General features: G+C 70.4%; 14 protein-coding genes. All 14 read right to left on the bottom strand.

Going from position 1 to position 15,879, the window contains the following annotated elements:
• Position 1: 1 nt before the first annotated feature.
• Entirely contained in the window at positions 2-862 is an 861-nt protein-coding gene (locus tag AC6H2I_RS17805; RefSeq protein ID WP_497502021.1) for a dienelactone hydrolase family protein, read from the bottom strand.
• An 88-nt stretch (positions 863-950) separates the two neighbouring features.
• On the bottom strand, positions 951-1,637 hold the full coding sequence (locus AC6H2I_RS17800; RefSeq protein WP_497502020.1) for an ABC transporter ATP-binding protein: 687 nt from the start codon (positions 1,635-1,637) through the stop codon (positions 951-953).
• Complete coding sequence (locus tag AC6H2I_RS17795; RefSeq protein WP_497502019.1) at positions 1,630-2,880, bottom strand: lipoprotein-releasing ABC transporter permease subunit; 1,251 nt, start codon at positions 2,878-2,880, stop codon at positions 1,630-1,632. Before AC6H2I_RS17795 ends, AC6H2I_RS17800 begins: the two co-directional genes overlap by 8 nt.
• A gap of 113 nt (positions 2,881-2,993) precedes the next feature.
• Complete coding sequence (gene proS, locus AC6H2I_RS17790) at positions 2,994-4,304, bottom strand: proline--tRNA ligase (protein ID WP_497502018.1); 1,311 nt, start codon at positions 4,302-4,304, stop codon at positions 2,994-2,996.
• Between the two features lie 153 nt (positions 4,305-4,457).
• Positions 4,458-4,907: a hypothetical protein gene (locus tag AC6H2I_RS17785; protein WP_497502017.1), complete on the bottom strand. Its 450-nt coding sequence runs from the start codon at positions 4,905-4,907 to the stop codon at positions 4,458-4,460.
• Positions 4,908-4,914: 7 nt separating this feature from the next.
• On the bottom strand, positions 4,915-5,796 hold the full coding sequence (locus tag AC6H2I_RS17780) for a hypothetical protein (protein WP_497502016.1): 882 nt from the start codon (positions 5,794-5,796) through the stop codon (positions 4,915-4,917).
• A gap of 478 nt (positions 5,797-6,274) precedes the next feature.
• On the bottom strand, positions 6,275-8,536 hold the full coding sequence (locus AC6H2I_RS17775) for a hybrid sensor histidine kinase/response regulator family protein (RefSeq protein ID WP_497502015.1): 2,262 nt from the start codon (positions 8,534-8,536) through the stop codon (positions 6,275-6,277).
• Between the two features lie 307 nt (positions 8,537-8,843).
• A complete protein-coding gene (locus AC6H2I_RS17770) occupies positions 8,844-9,092 on the bottom strand; it encodes a DUF1467 family protein (RefSeq protein WP_497502014.1) in 249 nt (82 codons plus the stop codon).
• Positions 9,093-9,108: 16 nt separating this feature from the next.
• Positions 9,109-9,513, bottom strand: a complete 405-nt coding sequence (mce, locus tag AC6H2I_RS17765; protein WP_497502013.1) for a methylmalonyl-CoA epimerase — start codon at positions 9,511-9,513, stop codon at positions 9,109-9,111.
• Between the two features lie 54 nt (positions 9,514-9,567).
• Positions 9,568-11,295 carry a ribonuclease J gene (locus tag AC6H2I_RS17760; RefSeq protein WP_497502012.1) on the bottom strand — a complete coding sequence of 576 codons (1,728 nt, stop codon included), beginning with the start codon at positions 11,293-11,295 and terminating at the stop codon, positions 9,568-9,570.
• Positions 11,292-12,065, bottom strand: coding sequence for a type III pantothenate kinase (locus AC6H2I_RS17755; RefSeq protein ID WP_497502011.1), 774 nt, complete (start codon positions 12,063-12,065; stop codon positions 11,292-11,294). Before AC6H2I_RS17755 ends, AC6H2I_RS17760 begins: the two co-directional genes overlap by 4 nt.
• 1 nt (position 12,066) lies before the next feature.
• Positions 12,067-12,885, bottom strand: coding sequence for a biotin--[acetyl-CoA-carboxylase] ligase (locus AC6H2I_RS17750; RefSeq protein ID WP_497502010.1), 819 nt, complete (start codon positions 12,883-12,885; stop codon positions 12,067-12,069).
• Positions 12,882-14,330, bottom strand: a complete 1,449-nt coding sequence (nuoN, locus tag AC6H2I_RS17745) for an NADH-quinone oxidoreductase subunit NuoN (protein ID WP_497502009.1) — start codon at positions 14,328-14,330, stop codon at positions 12,882-12,884. Before nuoN ends, AC6H2I_RS17750 begins: the two co-directional genes overlap by 4 nt.
• 10 nt (positions 14,331-14,340) lie before the next feature.
• The gene (locus AC6H2I_RS17740) at positions 14,341-15,858 is read right to left on the bottom strand and encodes an NADH-quinone oxidoreductase subunit M (RefSeq protein ID WP_497502008.1); all 1,518 of its coding nucleotides are present in this window, start codon (positions 15,856-15,858) and stop codon (positions 14,341-14,343) included.
• Positions 15,859-15,879: the final 21 nt, after the last annotated feature.

Genomic DNA, 15,879 nt, shown 5'->3' with positions numbered 1-15,879 from the left:
CTCACGTCCCGAGGTGGGTCTTCAGGAACGCCACCGTCCGGTCCCACGCCAGCGCCGCGGCGGAGGCGTCGTAGCGTTCGGCCGAGGTGTCGTTGTTGAAGGCGTGGTTCACCCCGTCGTAGCGGTGCACCGTGTGCGCCGCCCCCGCCGCCCGCAGCGCCTCCTCGAAGGCCGGAACGCCGGCGTTGATGCGCTGGTCGAGGCCGGCGTAGTGCAGCAGCAGCGGCGCCCGGATGGCGGAGGCTGCGGCCGGATCGGGCGACGCGCCGTAGTAGACGACGCCGGCATCGAGGGCGGGTGCGGCGACCGCCAGCTGGTTGACCATGCCGCCACCCCAGCAGAACCCGACCGCGCCGACCTTGCCGGTGGCGTAGCGGTGCCCCTCCAGCCAGGTCATGGCGCCCACCAGATTCCGCACCACGTCGTCGCGGTTCAGTTCGCCGATCATCGCGCGGGCCCGGTCGGGATCGTCGGGCGTGCCGCCGAGCGGCGACAGCAGGTCCGGCGCCAGGGCCACGAACCCCTCCTTGGCGAAGCGCCGGGCGACGTCCTTGATGTGGGGGTTGAGGCCGCGGTTCTCATGGATGACGATCACCGCCGGGGCCCGCCGCTCGCCGCCCGGCCGGACGACGTAGCCGCGCAGCGTGCCGGTCGCGCCGGGAAAGTCCGCCATCTCCGCCGCCACCGCCGGATCGTCCTCGGCCACCATGGCGGCCCGCGCGGCGCCCGGCTCCAGCGCCCGCAGCACCGCCGGCAGCGCCGCGGTGCCGCCCACCAGGGCCGTCAGGCGTTCCAGGAACAGGCGCCGCGGCAGCGGCGCGTGGGTGTATTCGTCGTAGAGGTCGATGATCCGCTGGTCCATGCCGCTCTCCCTCCCACCGGGTTGTTCGTGCGCAAGGCAATGTGGCGCACGACCCGGGGCACGGCAATTCGCGATCGCGTGAGAGCGCCTAGCCGTGGCCGACCAGCACCCCGTCGCGCAGTTCCAGGACGCGGTCCATGCGCCGGGCCAGATCCAGGTTGTGGGTGGCGACCAGGGCGCCGACCTGCTCCCGGCGCACCAGGCCGGTCAGCATGGCGAAGGCGGCCTCGGCGGTGTGGGGGTCGAGGTTGCCGGTGGGCTCGTCGGCGATCACCAGGCCCGGCCGGTTGGCCAGGGCGCGGGCGATGGCGACGCGCTGCTGCTCGCCGCCCGACAGGCGCGCCGGCCGGTGGCCGGCCCGCGCCTCCAGCCCGACCGAGGCCAGCAGGGCGCGCGCCCGCTCCGTCGCGGCGCGCTTGGCGACCCCGGCCACCATCTGCGGCAGCACGATGTTCTCCAGCGCCGAGAACTCGGGCAGCAGGTGGTGGAACTGGTAGACGAACCCGACGGTGCGGCGGCGCAGCGCCGTGCGGGTGTCGTCGTCCATGCCGCCCGCATCGGTTCCGGCAATCCGCACGCTGCCGGAGTCCGGGCGCTCCAGCAGCCCGGCCACGTGCAGGAGCGTCGACTTGCCGGCGCCCGACGGCCCGACCAGGGCGACCAGCTCACCCGGGCGCACGGTCAAGGTGGCGCCGCGGAGCACCTCCAGGCGGGTGCCGGCCTGCTCGTACACCCGCACCACGCCGGACAGCTCCAGCATCGTCGCCTCACTCATAGCGCAGCGCCTCCACGGGGTCGAGGCGGGCGGCCCGCCAGGACGGATAGAGGGTGGCGCCAATCGACAGGCCGAGCGCCATGGCGGCGACCTGCGTCACCTCGCCCCAGTCGATCTTCGCGGGAAGCTGCGACAGGAAGTAGATCTCCGCGGAGAACAGGTCGGTGCCCGACAGGGTCTGGATGAACTGGCGGACGCTTTCGATGTTCAGCGCGAAGGTGATGCCCAGGCCCAGCCCGGCCACCGTGCCGACGACGCCGATCGAGGCGCCGGAGAGGAAGAACACACGCATGATCATGCCCCGCGTCGCCCCCATGGTGCGGAGGATGGCGATGTCGCGGCCCTTGTCCTTCACCAGCATGATCATCGAGGAGATGATGTTGAAGGCGGCGACCATGATGATGAGCGACAGGATCAGGAACATCACGTTGCGCTCCACCTGCAGCGCCGTGAAGAAGCTGGCGTTGGACTGCTGCCAGTCGACCACCCGCCCGACCCCGGCGACCGCCGGCAGGATGGCGGCGCGGGCGGCGGAAAGCTGCGTCGGGTCGGTCACCAGCACCTCGAGCGACGTCACCGCGTCGGACCCGGTGCGGAAGAACGTCTGCGCCTGCTCCAGCGGCATGAAGATGAAGGCATTGTCGTACTCGAACATGCCGACGTCGAAGATGGCGCCGATCGGGAAACGCCGCAGGCGCGGCACCGTGCCGAACGCCGTGGCGTTGCCCTGGGGGGCGATCAGCGTCACCTCGTCGCCCACCGTCAGTCCCAGGCGCTGCGCCATGCGGATGCCGATGGCGATGCGGTCCTCGCCGAACGACTCCACGGCGCCGACGGCAACGTTGCCGGCCAGGGTCGGGCGCTGGCGGAAATCCTCCGGCCGCACGCCGCGCACCACCGCACCGGAGGCGCTGCCGCGCACCGAGACCAGGGCCTGCCCCTCCACGGTCGGCGTCACCTGGACCACCCCCGGGGCCTGGCGCAGGCGCCCGGCCAGGGTGTCGAAGTCGGGCAGCGGCCCGCCCTGGGCGGAATAGACGTTGAGGTGCCCGTTGAGGCCGAGCACGCGGCCCAGCAACTCGGCCCGGAAGCCGTTCATCACCGCCATGACGATGATCAGCGTCGCCACGCCCAGCGCGATGCCGAGCAGCGAGAACCCGGCGATCACCGAAATGAAGCCCTCCTGGCGGCGGGCGCGCAGGTAGCGCATCGCCACCATGCGTTCGAAAGCGGAAAAGATCATGGAGGGCCTGTGCGGATCGCAACGGTGCCGGGGGGAAGCGTGGTCCGCACCATATGGGCACGGACCATCGCGAAGCACAGGGGGGGAAGGCCCGGCGCGACCGCCCCCCGGGATCAGGCCGTCAGCTTGGCGAGCGCCGCCTCGGCCGACAGCTCCTCGCGCGCGCCGGTGGCGCGGCGCTTCAGCTCGACGACCCCGGTCTTCAGCCCGCGCGGGCCGACCACGAGCTGCCAGGGCAGCCCGATCAGGTCCATGTCGGCGAACTTCACGCCCGGCCGCTCGTCGCGGTCGTCGTAGAGCACCTCGACCCCGGCGGCGCCGAGCCTGGCGTAGAGATCGCCGCAGACCCGGTCGGTCTCGGCGTCACCCGGCTTGAGATTGACCAGGCCGACGGCGAAGGGTGCCACGGCGTCCGGCCAGATGATGCCGTTGTCGTCGTGGCTGGCCTCGATGATCGCGCCCATCAGCCGCGACACGCCGATGCCGTAGCTGCCCATCTCCACCAGCACCGGCTCGCCGTCGGGGCCGGCCACCGCGGCGTTCATGGCCTTGGAGTACTTGGTGCCGAAATAGAAGATGTGCCCGACCTCGATGCCGCGCGCCGAGACGAGGTCCTGCGGGGCCGCGGGGTCGTCGGGCACGTGCTTCTCGTCGGTCGCCGCGTAGATCGAGGTGAACTTGTCGAAGAAGGGCTGCAGGTCTGCCCCGGGGCCGGGCGCCTCGGCCAGCACGTCGAGGTCGAGCCAGCGCCTGTCGCAGAAGACGCCGCTCTCGCCGGTCTCGGCGAGGATGATGAACTCGTGGCTGAGGTCGCCGCCGATCGGCCCGGTGTCGGCCCGCATCGGGATCGCCTTCAGCCCCATGCGGGCGAAGGTCCGCAGATAGGCCAGGAACATCGCCTGGTAGGAACGCGTCGCCGCCGCCGGGTCAATGTCGAAGGAATAGGCGTCCTTCATCAGGAACTCGCGCCCGCGCATCACCCCGAAGCGGGGACGGATCTCGTCCCGGAACTTCCACTGGATATGGTAGAGGTTCAGCGGCAGCTGCCGGTAGCTGCGCACGAACGAGCGGAAGATGTCGGTGATCATCTCCTCGTTGGTCGGGCCGAACAGCATCTCCCGATCATGGCGATCGGTGATGCGCAGCATCTCCTTGCCGTAGTCGTCGTAGCGCCCGCTCTCCTTCCACAGATCCGCCGACTGGATCGTGGGCATCAGCAGCTCCTGGGCACCGGCGGCGTCCTGCTCCTCGCGAACGATCTGCTCGATCTTGCGCAGCACGCGCCAGCCCATCGGCAGCCAGGCGTAGATACCGGCGCTGGTCTGCCGGATCATGCCGGCGCGCAGCATCAGCCGGTGCGAGACGATCTGCGCCTCGGTGGGGGTTTCCTTGAGGGTCGGCAGGAAAAAGGCGGACATCCGCATGGGAGTGCACTCTCGAATCGATCGGGGCCGGAAACCCGGCCGGCGCCAGGGTGGGGGGACTTTAGGAAGCCGGGCGGCGCTTGTCCATCGCCGCCGCGCGGCGTGTGTCCAGCGCCGCCGCGCGGCGTGTGTCCGGCGCCGCCGCGCGGCGGCTCACCGGCGGGCGCGGCAGAAGGCGTAGACCCGCCCCTCGCTGGCGGAATCGAGCGGCCGCCCGTTGAAGGTCAGGCGGCCATTCTCGACCACCAGGGTGCCGACCTCGGTGCCCGCGGGGAGTCCGGTGCGCGGGACCGCCACCCCCATGCGGCGCAGAACGTCGAGCGTCATCGGAATGGCGATCGGCAGATCGCCGGCGCCGGTCGAGCCGGGGAGGTCGGCGGGCGCCACCGCGCGGCCGTTCACGTCGATGCCCGGGGTGTACTCCACGTCCGGAGCCGGCCGGTGTTCGGTCAGGTACTGGCACGCCGACAGGTCCAGCGGCATCTGCGCCACCGCGGGCGCCGCCTGCGGCAGGACGAACAGCGTCAGGGCCAGGACCAGGGCCAGGGACGGCACGGCGGCGCGGGTGGTCAGCGGGGGGACGGCCGCCGGCATGGTGCGCATGGCATCCTCAATCCTGCGGGACAACCGCGTTGGACATGCTCTTCCAGTAGCGCGAGAGATAGGGCATGCCGCGCTCCGCCTCTTCCTGGGTGCGGGCCGACTGCCGGATGTACTTGCCGATGAACGCCTTGTTCACGTGGTCGAAATCGACCGCCGCCTTGACCACCAGGAACTCGCCGATGCGGTCGGGCAGGTTGAACTGCCATTTCTGCAAGGCGTCGGACAGCACGCCCGATTTGGCCTGGTCGTGCCCCGTCAGTTCGAACTCCTGGTGGTGGTACTGGGCAAGCTCCTTGGTGGCGGCCAGCACGCGGGCCGGCTTCACGCGGATCAGACCCTTGAACACCTTGATGTCGTCGTGGAAGAGCGGCAGGTATCCCTTCTTGTCCGACAGCCGGTTGAGCATGCTGTAGAGCCCCTCCATCACCGGCGCATCGTCCTCGTCGTTCGGCCGGGATTCCGCCGGGGTCTGGCCACGGCGGCCGAACAGGGTGCTGAGGAAGCCCTTTTTGCGTTCGGGCTGCGACGAGGACGAGGCGGTGGCTTTGCGCTCGTCCCACAGCGCGTCCCAAGCATAGTCCCACGAGGTGAAGACGGCGTTGGTGCGGTCGTCGAGGACGGTCAGGAGGTATTCGCGCCCTTCGCGGGACCAGTCGACGTCACCGACGATCGCCCGCACCGGGCGCCGGCTCAGCACCACGGGGAAGATGCCGACGCGCACCACCTCGGTGTAGATGTCGAAGAAGGAGGGGGTCTGGACGAACGGAAGGCACGAAGGCGGCTCCCGGTCGGGAACGAGAAGCTCCATCGTCTTCTTGGTGCGTTCGAGCATCTCGGTCTGGAGCACGGCCGCGAATTGCTCGAATCGTTCGCTCTCGTTCGCGGTCATGCACGCCTCAATCGAGTTCCGCACCGGGTCGGGCGACCGCAACGCCCACCCCTCCTTCAGGGCACGCGCAGCGTGAGGACTGACCCTCGCGACCGCCGCCGCCCCTTCACCAACCGTTCCTCGTTCGTGTAACGACAGCCGATGTTCCTACCCTAACACAGCCGTCGGGGAAACCCCCACATCGGCCCCACGGAACGCCGGCCTCCTCATCAGTGGTGACTCGTGGCGTAGGGTCCGTCAAGTGTGCAAACAAAAATTGGACCGCGAAGCGTGCGCTGCGCGGCCCAAGTCTAGGGAGGAATCGCCACCAGGCGTCGGTCGGAGAGCCAAGGGCCCTCGTCACCATGTAAGTGTGGGACTGCGTTTCAGTGCTGGCAAGATCAAACTGGCACAGGCTCCTTCCAGCCGGTGTTATTTCCGGATTTTTGCGCGTTATTTGTGCATCAGATTAAAGAATAAACGAGCATCTGCACGGATTTCAGGCATTCTCGTCTGATCCACGCGCCCCATGACCGGCCGCGGACGGCCCGGGACCGGCGACGCGCAGCGCCGGCTGGCCCGCCGTGGCGCCGACGCCTCCGGCCCCCCGCAGCAGGTGCGCCAGGCGGGCCGCCAGCACCTCGGCGCGGAACGGCTTCTGCAGAAGCGCGTCGCCGTCGAGTCCCTCCGGTGCGTCGGCGTAGCCGGTGATCATCAGCACCGGCAGTCCCGGAATGCGCCGCCGCATCTCGCGCGCCAGCGCCATGCCCGTCATGCCGGGCATGGCGTAGTCGGTCACCAGCGCGTCCACCCGCCCATGCGCGTCGAGGACGCGCAACGCTTCCGGGCCGTCGCCGGCTTCCAGGACGCGGTAGCCGTTGGCCTCCAGAACCGTCTGGACGCCAAGGCGGACCAGCGCCTCGTCGTCGACGAGCAGCACCACCCGCCCGTCGCTGGCGGCGACCCCGGCCGGCGCCGGCCGCGCGGCGGGACGCACCGCCCCTTCGGTGCACGGCAGGTAGAGGGTCACGGTCGTGCCCGCGCCGGCGGCGCTGGCGATGGACACCCCGCCGCCCAGCTGCATGGCCATGCCGTGCACCATGGCGAGGCCGAGCCCCGAGCCCTTGCCGACCTCCTTCGTCGTGAAGAACGGCTCGAAGGCGCGGGCCAACGTCGCCTCCGTCATGCCGGTCCCGGTGTCGACCACGGCCAGCGTCACGTAGTCCCCGGGCGCCAGTTCCGGGGGCCGACCCGGCTCGCCGCGGGCCGCCACACCGGCCTCCCCGACGCGCAGGGTCAACCGGCCGCCGGCCGGCATGGCGTCCCGGGCGTTGATCGCCAGGTTGAGGATGGCCGACTCCAGCTGGGCCGGATCGGCCAGGGCCGGCGCGGTGCCCGCCGGAACCTCGACCGTCACGTGGATGAGGCCGCCCAGGGTGCGCTCCAGCAGGGGGCGCATGCCCTCCAGCAGATCCTGCAGGCGGGTCGGCTCGGGGGCCAGGACCTGCCGGCGGGCGAACGCCAGAAGGGATTGCGTCAGCCGCGCCCCGCGCTCGACGCTCTGGATCGCCGCCTCGTACAGACGGCGCGACGCCCCCTCGGGCACGTGCGGCTCGAGCACCGCCAGGCAGCTGCCGATCCCTTGCAGCACGTTGTTGAAATCATGGGCGACGCCGCCGGTCAGCTGGCCCATGGCCTCGAAGCGCTGGGTGCGGCGCAGCGCCTCCTCCGCCGCGTCGCGCCGGGCCACCTCGTCGCGCAGGGCGTCCAGGGCCTGCTGCTCGCGCCGGGCGTGGCGCATGGCGAACAGCGCCGCGGCGGCAAGGATGATGGTGGCCGCCGCCCACGCCGGAAGCACGCCGGCCATCCGGTTCCGCCACACCGCGCCGATGTCGGCGGTGGAGCGGGCGACCACCACGTAGAGCGGCAAACCCTCCAGGCGCCGGTAGGCGAAGGTGCGGGAGACACCGTCGAACCAGCTGTCGTAGGTGTAGGTTCCACGCAGCGGATCCGCGACGATGGCGTGGCGCAGCCCGCGGTCGGCGGGCAGCCGCGGAAAGGGCGGCTCGGCCGCCGGGTACGCGGCGGGATAGCGGGCGAGAAGCGCGCCGTCCTCGCGCAGCAGCCCGGCAATCTCGAAACGGCTGCTGCGCAGCAGCTTGGGGAAGGTGGCGGAAAAATAGCCGGGGTCCGCCGACACCGCGATCACGCCGGCGAATCGCCCCGCCGGGTCCCGCACGGGAACCGCCACCGTGAAGAACAGCTTTCCGTCGACGCGGCCGCGCCCGATCTCGCTGACGTAGAATCCCCGGTCGGGCGCGTCGCGCAGCACCGCGAAGTAGTCGCGGTCCGCCAGGTCGAGAGCGCTGGTGTCGGCGAGATCGACCGAGGTTGCCACGACACGCCCGTCGGCGTTCAGAACCCAGATGGAGGAGAGCGGCGACAGCTGCGCCACCATGGCGTCGAGCTGATCGTGGAGGGCGTCGGCCCGGTCCCACCGCGACTGCGCCATCTCGCGCACCCGTTCGACGACCACCCGCTGCAGGTCGAACACCCGCAGGACATGCTCGTGCAGCACGTCGACCTGGGTCAGCAGGTTGGTCCGCGACCGGCTCAGGTCCTCCCGGTAGGACAGCACGCCGAACAGCGCCAGGATCAGCGCCGGCCCGACGATGGCGGCCCCGAGCAGCGCCCACAGGACGGCAACCGTGCGTCGATTGGGCGGGGGCGGAGTGGAAGCTCGGCGGTCGTCCGTCGGCATGCGATCCTCATTGCGCGAACCTTCATATGGCGCGGCCCCGCGCATCGCGAGCGCGGCAAAAGCCATAGGACCAGGGGGCGGCGTCGCGGCCACCAGGGTGAAACAACCGGGGACGGCCGACGTTCACGGCCCGCGGGCCGGGGCATGCGCGGAGCGCCACCGCGTGCGGTGGCCGCCGATGTCCATATGGGGAGCCGTTCGGCCGCTCCGGCCCGGGCGCGCCGCCGCTGACGGGGCGCCGGTGCCCGCGGGCAACAAAAGGGGGGGCGCGGTGGCCGACCGCCGCCACCCGGTGGCGGTGGCGCCGCTACAGGCCCTTGGCCATCTCGCGGAAGGAGATGAGGTCCGACGCCACCACGAGGTAGATGCCGGTCCACACCACCGCGGCGACCGCCGTGGTGACCGCGAACTTCAGAAGGATGCGCGGCTTCTGTGGCGCGCTGGTGGCCATGCCCGGCTCCGGCTCGTCGATGGGGTGGACGCCCCAGGGCAGCACGGCGAACAGCACCACCCACCAGACGACGAAATACACCGCGATCCCGGTCACCAGCCCCATGTCCTCGCCTCCGCGCCTATGCCTGTTCCAGTTCCACGAGGGTGCCGCAGAAATCCTTGGGATGGAGGAACAGCACCGGCTTGTCGTGGGCGCCGATCTTCGGCGTGCCGTCGCCCAGGACGCGGGCCCCGTCCGCCTTCAGCTTGTCGCGGGCGGCCAGGATGTCCTCGACCTCGTAGCAGATGTGATGGATGCCGCCCGCCGGGTTCTTCTCCAGGAACGCGGCGATCGGCGACCCGCTGCCCAGCGGGTGCAACAGCTCGATCTTGGTGTTCGGCAGGGTGATGAACACCACGGTCACCCCATGGGCCGGCTGGTCCAGCGGCTCCGAGACGGCGGCCCCCAGGGTGTTGCGGTAGAGCGCCATGGCCGCGGGAAGGTCGGGCACGGCGATGGCGAGGTGGTTCAGCTTGCCGATCATGGTGGGCCCCCAGAGGGTTCGGGACGGGACAGGTGGTGGTCCGGGTATTGTCCGTCAGACGCGCACGAGATGCACCTCGGTCACCGGCTTTTTGCCATGCGACGCGTTGAAGCAGCGGCGCACGGCGATCCGGGCCACCTCGCGCACCTGCTCGTCGTCCAGGCGCGCCGCCCTGGGCAGCGCCGCCACCGCCTCGCGCACGGAGTCGACGACGTCGAGCAGGGCGTCGTGCCCGGCGGTGCCGTCCAGCAGCCCCATCACCGCCACCTTGGGCGCCGTCACCAGGTCCCCCCGGTCGTTGAGCACCAGGGTGGCGACGGCCGCCCCGTTGTGGACCATGCGGTGGCGCGTGCGCAACAGCCCGTCGTCGAGGGGGACCAGCTTCTTGCCATCGAGCGCCCAGCGGCCGGCGTGCACCCGGTACACCACCTCGGCCGGGCCGGGCGCCAGCCGGATGACATCGCCGTTGGCAGGCACCACCGTCTCCGCCACCTGGCAGCGCGCCGCCAGCCGGGCGTGCTCGAGCTGATGGCGCCGCTCGCCATGGACCGGCACGGCGATGCGCGGGCGCACCCACTGGTACAGCGTCACAAGCTCGTCCTGCGCGGGGTGCCCGGAAACGTGCACCGGCGCATGGTCGGCGGTGACGACGCCGACGCCGCGTGCGGCGAGGAGGTTCTGGATGCGGCCGATGGGCCGCTCGTTGCCGGGGATCTCGCGCGAGGAGAAGACCACCGTGTCGCCCCGCTCCAGGGACACGTGGGGATGGTCGTCGGCGGCGATGCGGGCCAGCGCGGAGCGCGGCTCGCCCTGGCTGCCGGTGCAGACCAGCGCCACCTTGTCGCGCGGCAGGAAGCGGGCCTCGTGCTCGGCCAGGAAGGGCGCCGTGTCCTTGAGGTAGCCGCTGGCCCGGGCCGCCCCGTTGATGCGCCACAGCGACCGGCCGATCAGCGCCACGCTGCGGCCGTGGGCCGCGGCGGCGGCGGCGATGCTGTCCAGCCGCGCCACATTGGTGGCGAAGCAGGTGACGGCGACGCGGTGGTCGCAGCGGCCCATCAGCTCGGTGAGGCCGGCCCGCACCCCGGCCTCCGAACCGGAGCGGCCCGGCACCAGGGCGTTGGTGCTGTCGCACAGCATGGCCAGCACGCCGGCGTCGCCGATCGCCCGCAGCCGGGCCTCGTCGGTCACCGCGCCCACCTGGGGATCGGGGTCGAGTTTCCAGTCCCCGGTGTGGAGCACGGTCCCGGCGGCGGTGCGGATCGCCAGCGCGCTGGGCTCGGGAACGGAGTGGGTGACGGTGACGAACTCCACCTCGAACGGTCCGGCGGTGATGCGGCCGCCGGGCGGCACCTCGACGACCGGCACCCGGCCCGCCAGCCCACGCTCGTGCAGCTTGGCGCGCAGCACCGCCGCGGTGAAGGGGGTCGCATACACCGGGCAGTCCAGGGCCGGCCACAGGTACTGCACCGCGCCGAGATGGTCCTCGTGGGCGTGGGTCAGCACGATGCCGACCAGCGTCTCCCGCTGCCGGGCGATGAAGTCGGGGTCGGGCATGATCACGTCCAGCCCCGGCATGGTGTCGTCGGCGAACGAGATGCCGAGATCGACCATCAGCCACTTGCCGCGGGTGCCGTAGAGATTGAGATTCATGCCGATCTCGCCCGAGCCGCCCAGCGGCACGAAATAGAGACCGTCGTCGTCGGGGGAGAAGGTGTCGGGGAGGGGGCGGGCGAAGGAATCCGGGACGCCCCGCCCCGTGGTGCCGCTGGCCGGAATGCTCATGCTGCCGCGTTGCGCTCGTAGATCTGGAGGAGGCCGCGCAGCGTCAGCTCCGCGTCCGTGTGCTCAATGACATGGGTCGCCTTGGCGAACAGTACAGCGAGGCCCCCGGTGCCCACCACCGTCATGGGCCTGCCGTACTCGGCGCGGATGCGCGTCACCAGCCCCTCGATCAGGCCGATGTAGCCCCAGAAGATGCCGGACTGCATGCACTGCACCGTGTTGCGCCCGATCACCGCGGCGGGCTGGACGATCTCCACCCGCGGCAGCTTGGACGCCGCCATGTGCAGGGCCTCCAGCGACAGGTTGATGCCCGGCGCGATGACCCCGCCGCGGTAGTTGCCATCCTCGTCCACCACGTCGAAGGTGGTCGCGGTGCCGAAATCGATCACGATCAGCGGCAGCGGGTAGGAGGCGGCGGCGGCCACGGCGTTGACCAGCCGGTCGGCGCCGACCTCGTCGGGGCGCTCCACCACCGCCTTGGCGCCGAGGCTGACATCGGCCTCGCCGACGATCATCGGCTCGCAGCCGAAATGGTCCTTGCACAGGCGTTTGAGGTTGAAGGTGGCGCCGGGCACCACGCTGGCCAGGATGCAGCCGTCGATGTCGCCCGGGACCAGGGTCCGCAGCGCCATCAGGTGGGTGAGCCAGACCATGTACTCGTCGGCGGTGCGCTTCGGCTCGGTGGCGATCCGCCACAGGCCGCGCTGCTGGCGGCCGTCGTAGATGGCGAAGACGACGTTGGTGTTGCCGGCGTCGATGGCAAGCAGCATGTCAGCCCTCCCCGTCCCGGCGGCCGGCGGGCGGCGCCACGCCGGGAAAGAACACATCCCCGGCGGACACGCGCAGGCGCCCGCCGCCGTCTGCCCGATCAAGCAGCAGAACGCCGTCGCTGTCCAGGTCGACAAACGTGCCATGCACGGTGCGGTCGGCCAGGCGCACCACCACCGGTCCGCCGACCCCGACGGCGCGCGCCAGCCACGCCGTGCGCACGGCGGCGAAGCCGTCCTCCCGCCAGCGCTCCAGCCAGCCGGCCAGCGCCGCCAGCACGCGCTCCCCCGCCGCCGCCGCGTCGAGGCCGGCCGCCCCCGCGGCCGTCAGCGAGGCCGCCGGGTACTCGGCGTCGCCGGGGGCGTGGGCGACGTTCACCCCGATCCCCAGGACCAGCCAGTCGAGCGCGCCGTCGGCCGCGATCTCGCATTCCAGGAGGATGCCCGAGAGCTTGCGCCCGCCCACCAGCACGTCGTTGGGCCACTTGCAGCGGACCTCGGCGCAGTCCGGCAGCACGGCCGCCGCAAGATCGGCGATGGCCAGCGCCGCCACGAACGACAGCGTGGCGGCCGCGGCCACCGGCACCGCCGGTCGCAGCACGGTGGAGAGGTAGAGGTTGCCGGCCGCCGACTCCCAGACCCGGCCGCGCCGGCCGCGGCCCGCCGTCTGGCGCAGGGCCCAGACGACGGTGCGATCCGGGCAGCCGGCGCGCGCCAGATCCTTGGCGACGTCGTTGGTGCTGCCGACCGCGTCGCGGGCGACGATCCGGAAGCCCGGCGGCGGGCGCAGGACGCCCGCCGCCGGTTCCGCGTCGCCGGTCATCCCACGAACAGCGTGTGCGCCGCAGCGGCCGCGCTGTTCAGGATCGGGCCGGGGATCACGAAGAACAGCAGGGTGAACAGCCCGGTGCCGGCGAGGATCGCGGTCATCCCGTCGTCGCCGATCTTGTCCAGCGCCTCAACCGGCTCGTCGAAATACATGATCTTGACGATGCGCAGGTAGTAGTAGGCGCCCACCACGCTGGTCAGCACGCCGATCACCGCCAGGGTGTAGAGCTGCGCCTCGATGGCGGCGAGGAAGACGTAGAGCTTGCCGAAGAAGCCGGCCATCGGCGGGATGCCGGCCATGGAGAACATGAAGATGGCCATGGCCGCCGCCATCAGCGGGTTGGTGCGGGCCAGACCGGTGAGGTCCTTGACCTCCTCGACCATGCGGCCGTTCTGCTTCATGCACAAGATCACCGCGAAGGCGCCGACGTTCATGAACAGGTAGATGGCCATGTAGATCAGCACGCCACGCACCCCGACCTCGGTGCCCGTGGCCAGCCCGACCAGCGCGTAGCCGATGTGGCCGATCGAGCTGTAGGCCATCAGCCGCTTGATGTTGGTCTGGACGATGGCGACGAAGGAGCCGAGCATCATCGAGAGGATCGAGGCGACGATGATGATCTGCTGCCACTGGTGCACCAGATGGCCGAACGGCTCGATCAGGACGCGGGTGAACAGGGCCACCGCCGCGATCTTCGGGGCGACCGCGAAGAAGGCGGTCACCGGGGTCGGCGCGCCTTCGTAGACGTCGGGCGTCCACATGTGGAACGGCACCGCCGAGATCTTGAAGGCGAGGCCGGCGGCGACGAACACCAGGCCGATGATCACCCCGGTCGAGGCGTGGGCGCCGCCGTCGAACAGGGCGGCGATGCGGTCGAAGCTGGTGGTGCCGGCGAAGCCGTAGACCAGCGACGCGCCGTAGAGCAGCAGACCCGACGACAGCGCCCCCAGCACGAAGTACTTCAGCCCGGCCTCGGCCGAGCGGCCGGAATCGCGGCGGAAGGCGGCGATGACGTAGAGCGCCAGCGACTGCGTCTCCAGCCCGACGTAGAGCGAGATGAGGTCGTTGGCCGAGATCATCATCATCATGCCGAGCGTCGCGAACAGCATGAGGACGGGGAACTCGAAGCGCTTCATCTGCTCGCGCTCGATGTAGCCCAGCGACATCAGCACCGCCAGCGAGGCCGCCACCAGCACCAGGATCTTCATGAAGACGGCGAAGGCGTCCATCACGAAGAGGCCGTTGAAGGTGACCACCCGCCCTTCGCCCAGGCCCAGCGACAAGATGGCGGCGAACAGCATCGCGACGACCGTGAAGTAGGCGACCGGCCGGGTGAACCCGTCGCCCCGGAACACGCCGAGCATCAGCAGCACCAGGCCGGCGACGGCCAGGAAGATCTCCGGCAGCGCCGGCCAAAGGTCGGGGAACTGTGCAAGCATGGCGATTCCTCTAGCGCGCGGCCAGCTCGGCGCCACCGGCGGCGGCGGCGAGCTTGGTTTCGTAGACGGAGATGAGCTGCTCGACCGAGGCCGAGGTCATGCCGAGGAAGCTCGACGGGTAGATGCCCATCCACAGCACCACCAGGATCAGCGGCACGAACACCGCGACCTCGCGCGGGCCCATGTCCATCATCGCCCGCACGTCGTCCTTGGTGATCTTGCCGAAGACGACGCGGCGGTAGAGCCACAGGGCGTAGGCGGCGCCCAGCACCAGGCCGGTGGCGGCCAGCGCCGCGACCCAGGTGTTGTCGCGGAAGGCGCCGAGCAGGATCAGGAACTCGCCGACGAAGCCCGAGGTGCCGGGCAGACCGACCGAGGCCAGGGTCATGAACATGAAGACCACGGCGTATTTGGGCATGTTGTGCACGAGGCCGCCGTAGCGCGCGATCTCACGGGTGTGCAGGCGGTCGTAGACCACGCCGACGCACAGGAACAGCGCCCCGGACACGATGCCGTGGGACAGCATCTGGAAGATCGAGCCCTCGACCCCCTGCTGGTTCAGGGTGAACATGCCGATGGTGACGAAGCCCATGTGCGCGACGGAGGAGTAGGCGATCAGCTTCTTCATGTCCTCCTGGGCCAGCGCCACCAGCGAGGTGTAGATCACCGCCACCACCGACAGGGTGTAGATCAGCGGCGTGAAGAACTCCGTGGCCTCCGGCATGATCGGGATGTTGAAGCGCAGGAAGCCGTAGCCGCCCATCTTCAGCAGGACGCCGGCCAGGATCACCGACCCGGCGGTCGGCGCCTCGACGTGGGCATCGGGCAGCCAGGTGTGGACCGGCCACATCGGCACCTTCACGGCGAAGGACGCGAAGAAGGCCAGCCACAGCCACATCTGCATCTCCCGCGGGATCGCCGTGGCGGTGATGGTCGGGATGTCGGTGGTCCCGGCGAGGAAGTACATGGCGAGGATCGCCAGCAGCATCAGCACCGAGCCCAGCAGCGTGTAGAGGAAGAACTTGAACGCCGCGTAGACCCGCCGCACGCCGCCCCACACCCCGATGATCAGGAACATCGGGATCAGCACGCCCTCGAAGAACATGTAGAAGACGACGAAGTCGAGCGCGCAGAACATGCCGACCATCAGGGTCTCGAGGACCAGGAAGGCGATCATGTACTCCTTCACCCGCTTCTGCACCGACTCCCAGCTGGCGAGGATGCACAGCGGCATGAGGAAGGTGGAGAGGATGACGAAGAGCACCGAGATGCCGTCGACGCCCATGTGGTAGGCGATGTTGAAGGTGGGGATCCACTCCACCTTCTCCACCATCTGGTAGTTGGGGTTCGCCGGATCGAAGTTGATCCAAATGAACAGGGACAGCACGAAGGTGATCAGGGTGGTCCACAGCGCCACATTGCGGGCGTTGCGGTTCACATCCTCGGGCGTGCCCCGGATGATCAGGATGAACAACGCGCCCACCAGAGGCAGGAACGTCGTGATCGAGAGGATCGGCCAGCCAGCCATTGTTCTTGTTCCCCCTTGCCC

The sequence above is a fragment of the Azospirillum sp. NS33 genome, from assembly GCF_059703765.1.
Note: the sequence above shows the minus strand (reverse complement) of the source record. Positions and strands in the feature narration are given on the sequence as shown.

Excerpts from the sequence above, each read along its gene's own strand:
- AC6H2I_RS17800 (WP_497502020.1), bottom strand. The coding sequence starts at position 1,637 with ATGAGTGAGGCGACGATGCTGGAGCTGTCCGGCGTGGTGCGGGTGTAC.
- AC6H2I_RS17795 (WP_497502019.1), bottom strand. The coding sequence starts at position 2,880 with ATGATCTTTTCCGCTTTCGAACGCATGGTGGCGATGCGCTACCTGCGC.
- AC6H2I_RS17785 (WP_497502017.1), bottom strand. The coding sequence starts at position 4,907 with ATGCGCACCATGCCGGCGGCCGTCCCCCCGCTGACCACCCGCGCCGCC.
- AC6H2I_RS17760 (WP_497502012.1), bottom strand. The coding sequence starts at position 11,295 with ATGAGCATTCCGGCCAGCGGCACCACGGGGCGGGGCGTCCCGGATTCC.
- nuoN (WP_497502009.1), bottom strand. The coding sequence starts at position 14,330 with ATGCTTGCACAGTTCCCCGACCTTTGGCCGGCGCTGCCGGAGATCTTC.
- mce (WP_497502013.1), bottom strand. The coding sequence starts at position 9,513 with ATGATCGGCAAGCTGAACCACCTCGCCATCGCCGTGCCCGACCTTCCC.
- AC6H2I_RS17780 (WP_497502016.1), bottom strand. The coding sequence starts at position 5,796 with ATGACCGCGAACGAGAGCGAACGATTCGAGCAATTCGCGGCCGTGCTC.
- AC6H2I_RS17740 (WP_497502008.1), bottom strand. The coding sequence starts at position 15,858 with ATGGCTGGCTGGCCGATCCTCTCGATCACGACGTTCCTGCCTCTGGTG.
- AC6H2I_RS17755 (WP_497502011.1), bottom strand. The coding sequence starts at position 12,065 with ATGCTGCTTGCCATCGACGCCGGCAACACCAACGTCGTCTTCGCCATC.
- AC6H2I_RS17775 (WP_497502015.1), bottom strand. The coding sequence starts at position 8,536 with ATGCCGACGGACGACCGCCGAGCTTCCACTCCGCCCCCGCCCAATCGA.
- AC6H2I_RS17750 (WP_497502010.1), bottom strand. The coding sequence starts at position 12,885 with ATGACCGGCGACGCGGAACCGGCGGCGGGCGTCCTGCGCCCGCCGCCG.
- proS (WP_497502018.1), bottom strand. The coding sequence starts at position 4,304 with ATGCGGATGTCCGCCTTTTTCCTGCCGACCCTCAAGGAAACCCCCACC.
- AC6H2I_RS17770 (WP_497502014.1), bottom strand. The coding sequence starts at position 9,092 with ATGGGGCTGGTGACCGGGATCGCGGTGTATTTCGTCGTCTGGTGGGTG.
- AC6H2I_RS17805 (WP_497502021.1), bottom strand. The coding sequence starts at position 862 with ATGGACCAGCGGATCATCGACCTCTACGACGAATACACCCACGCGCCG.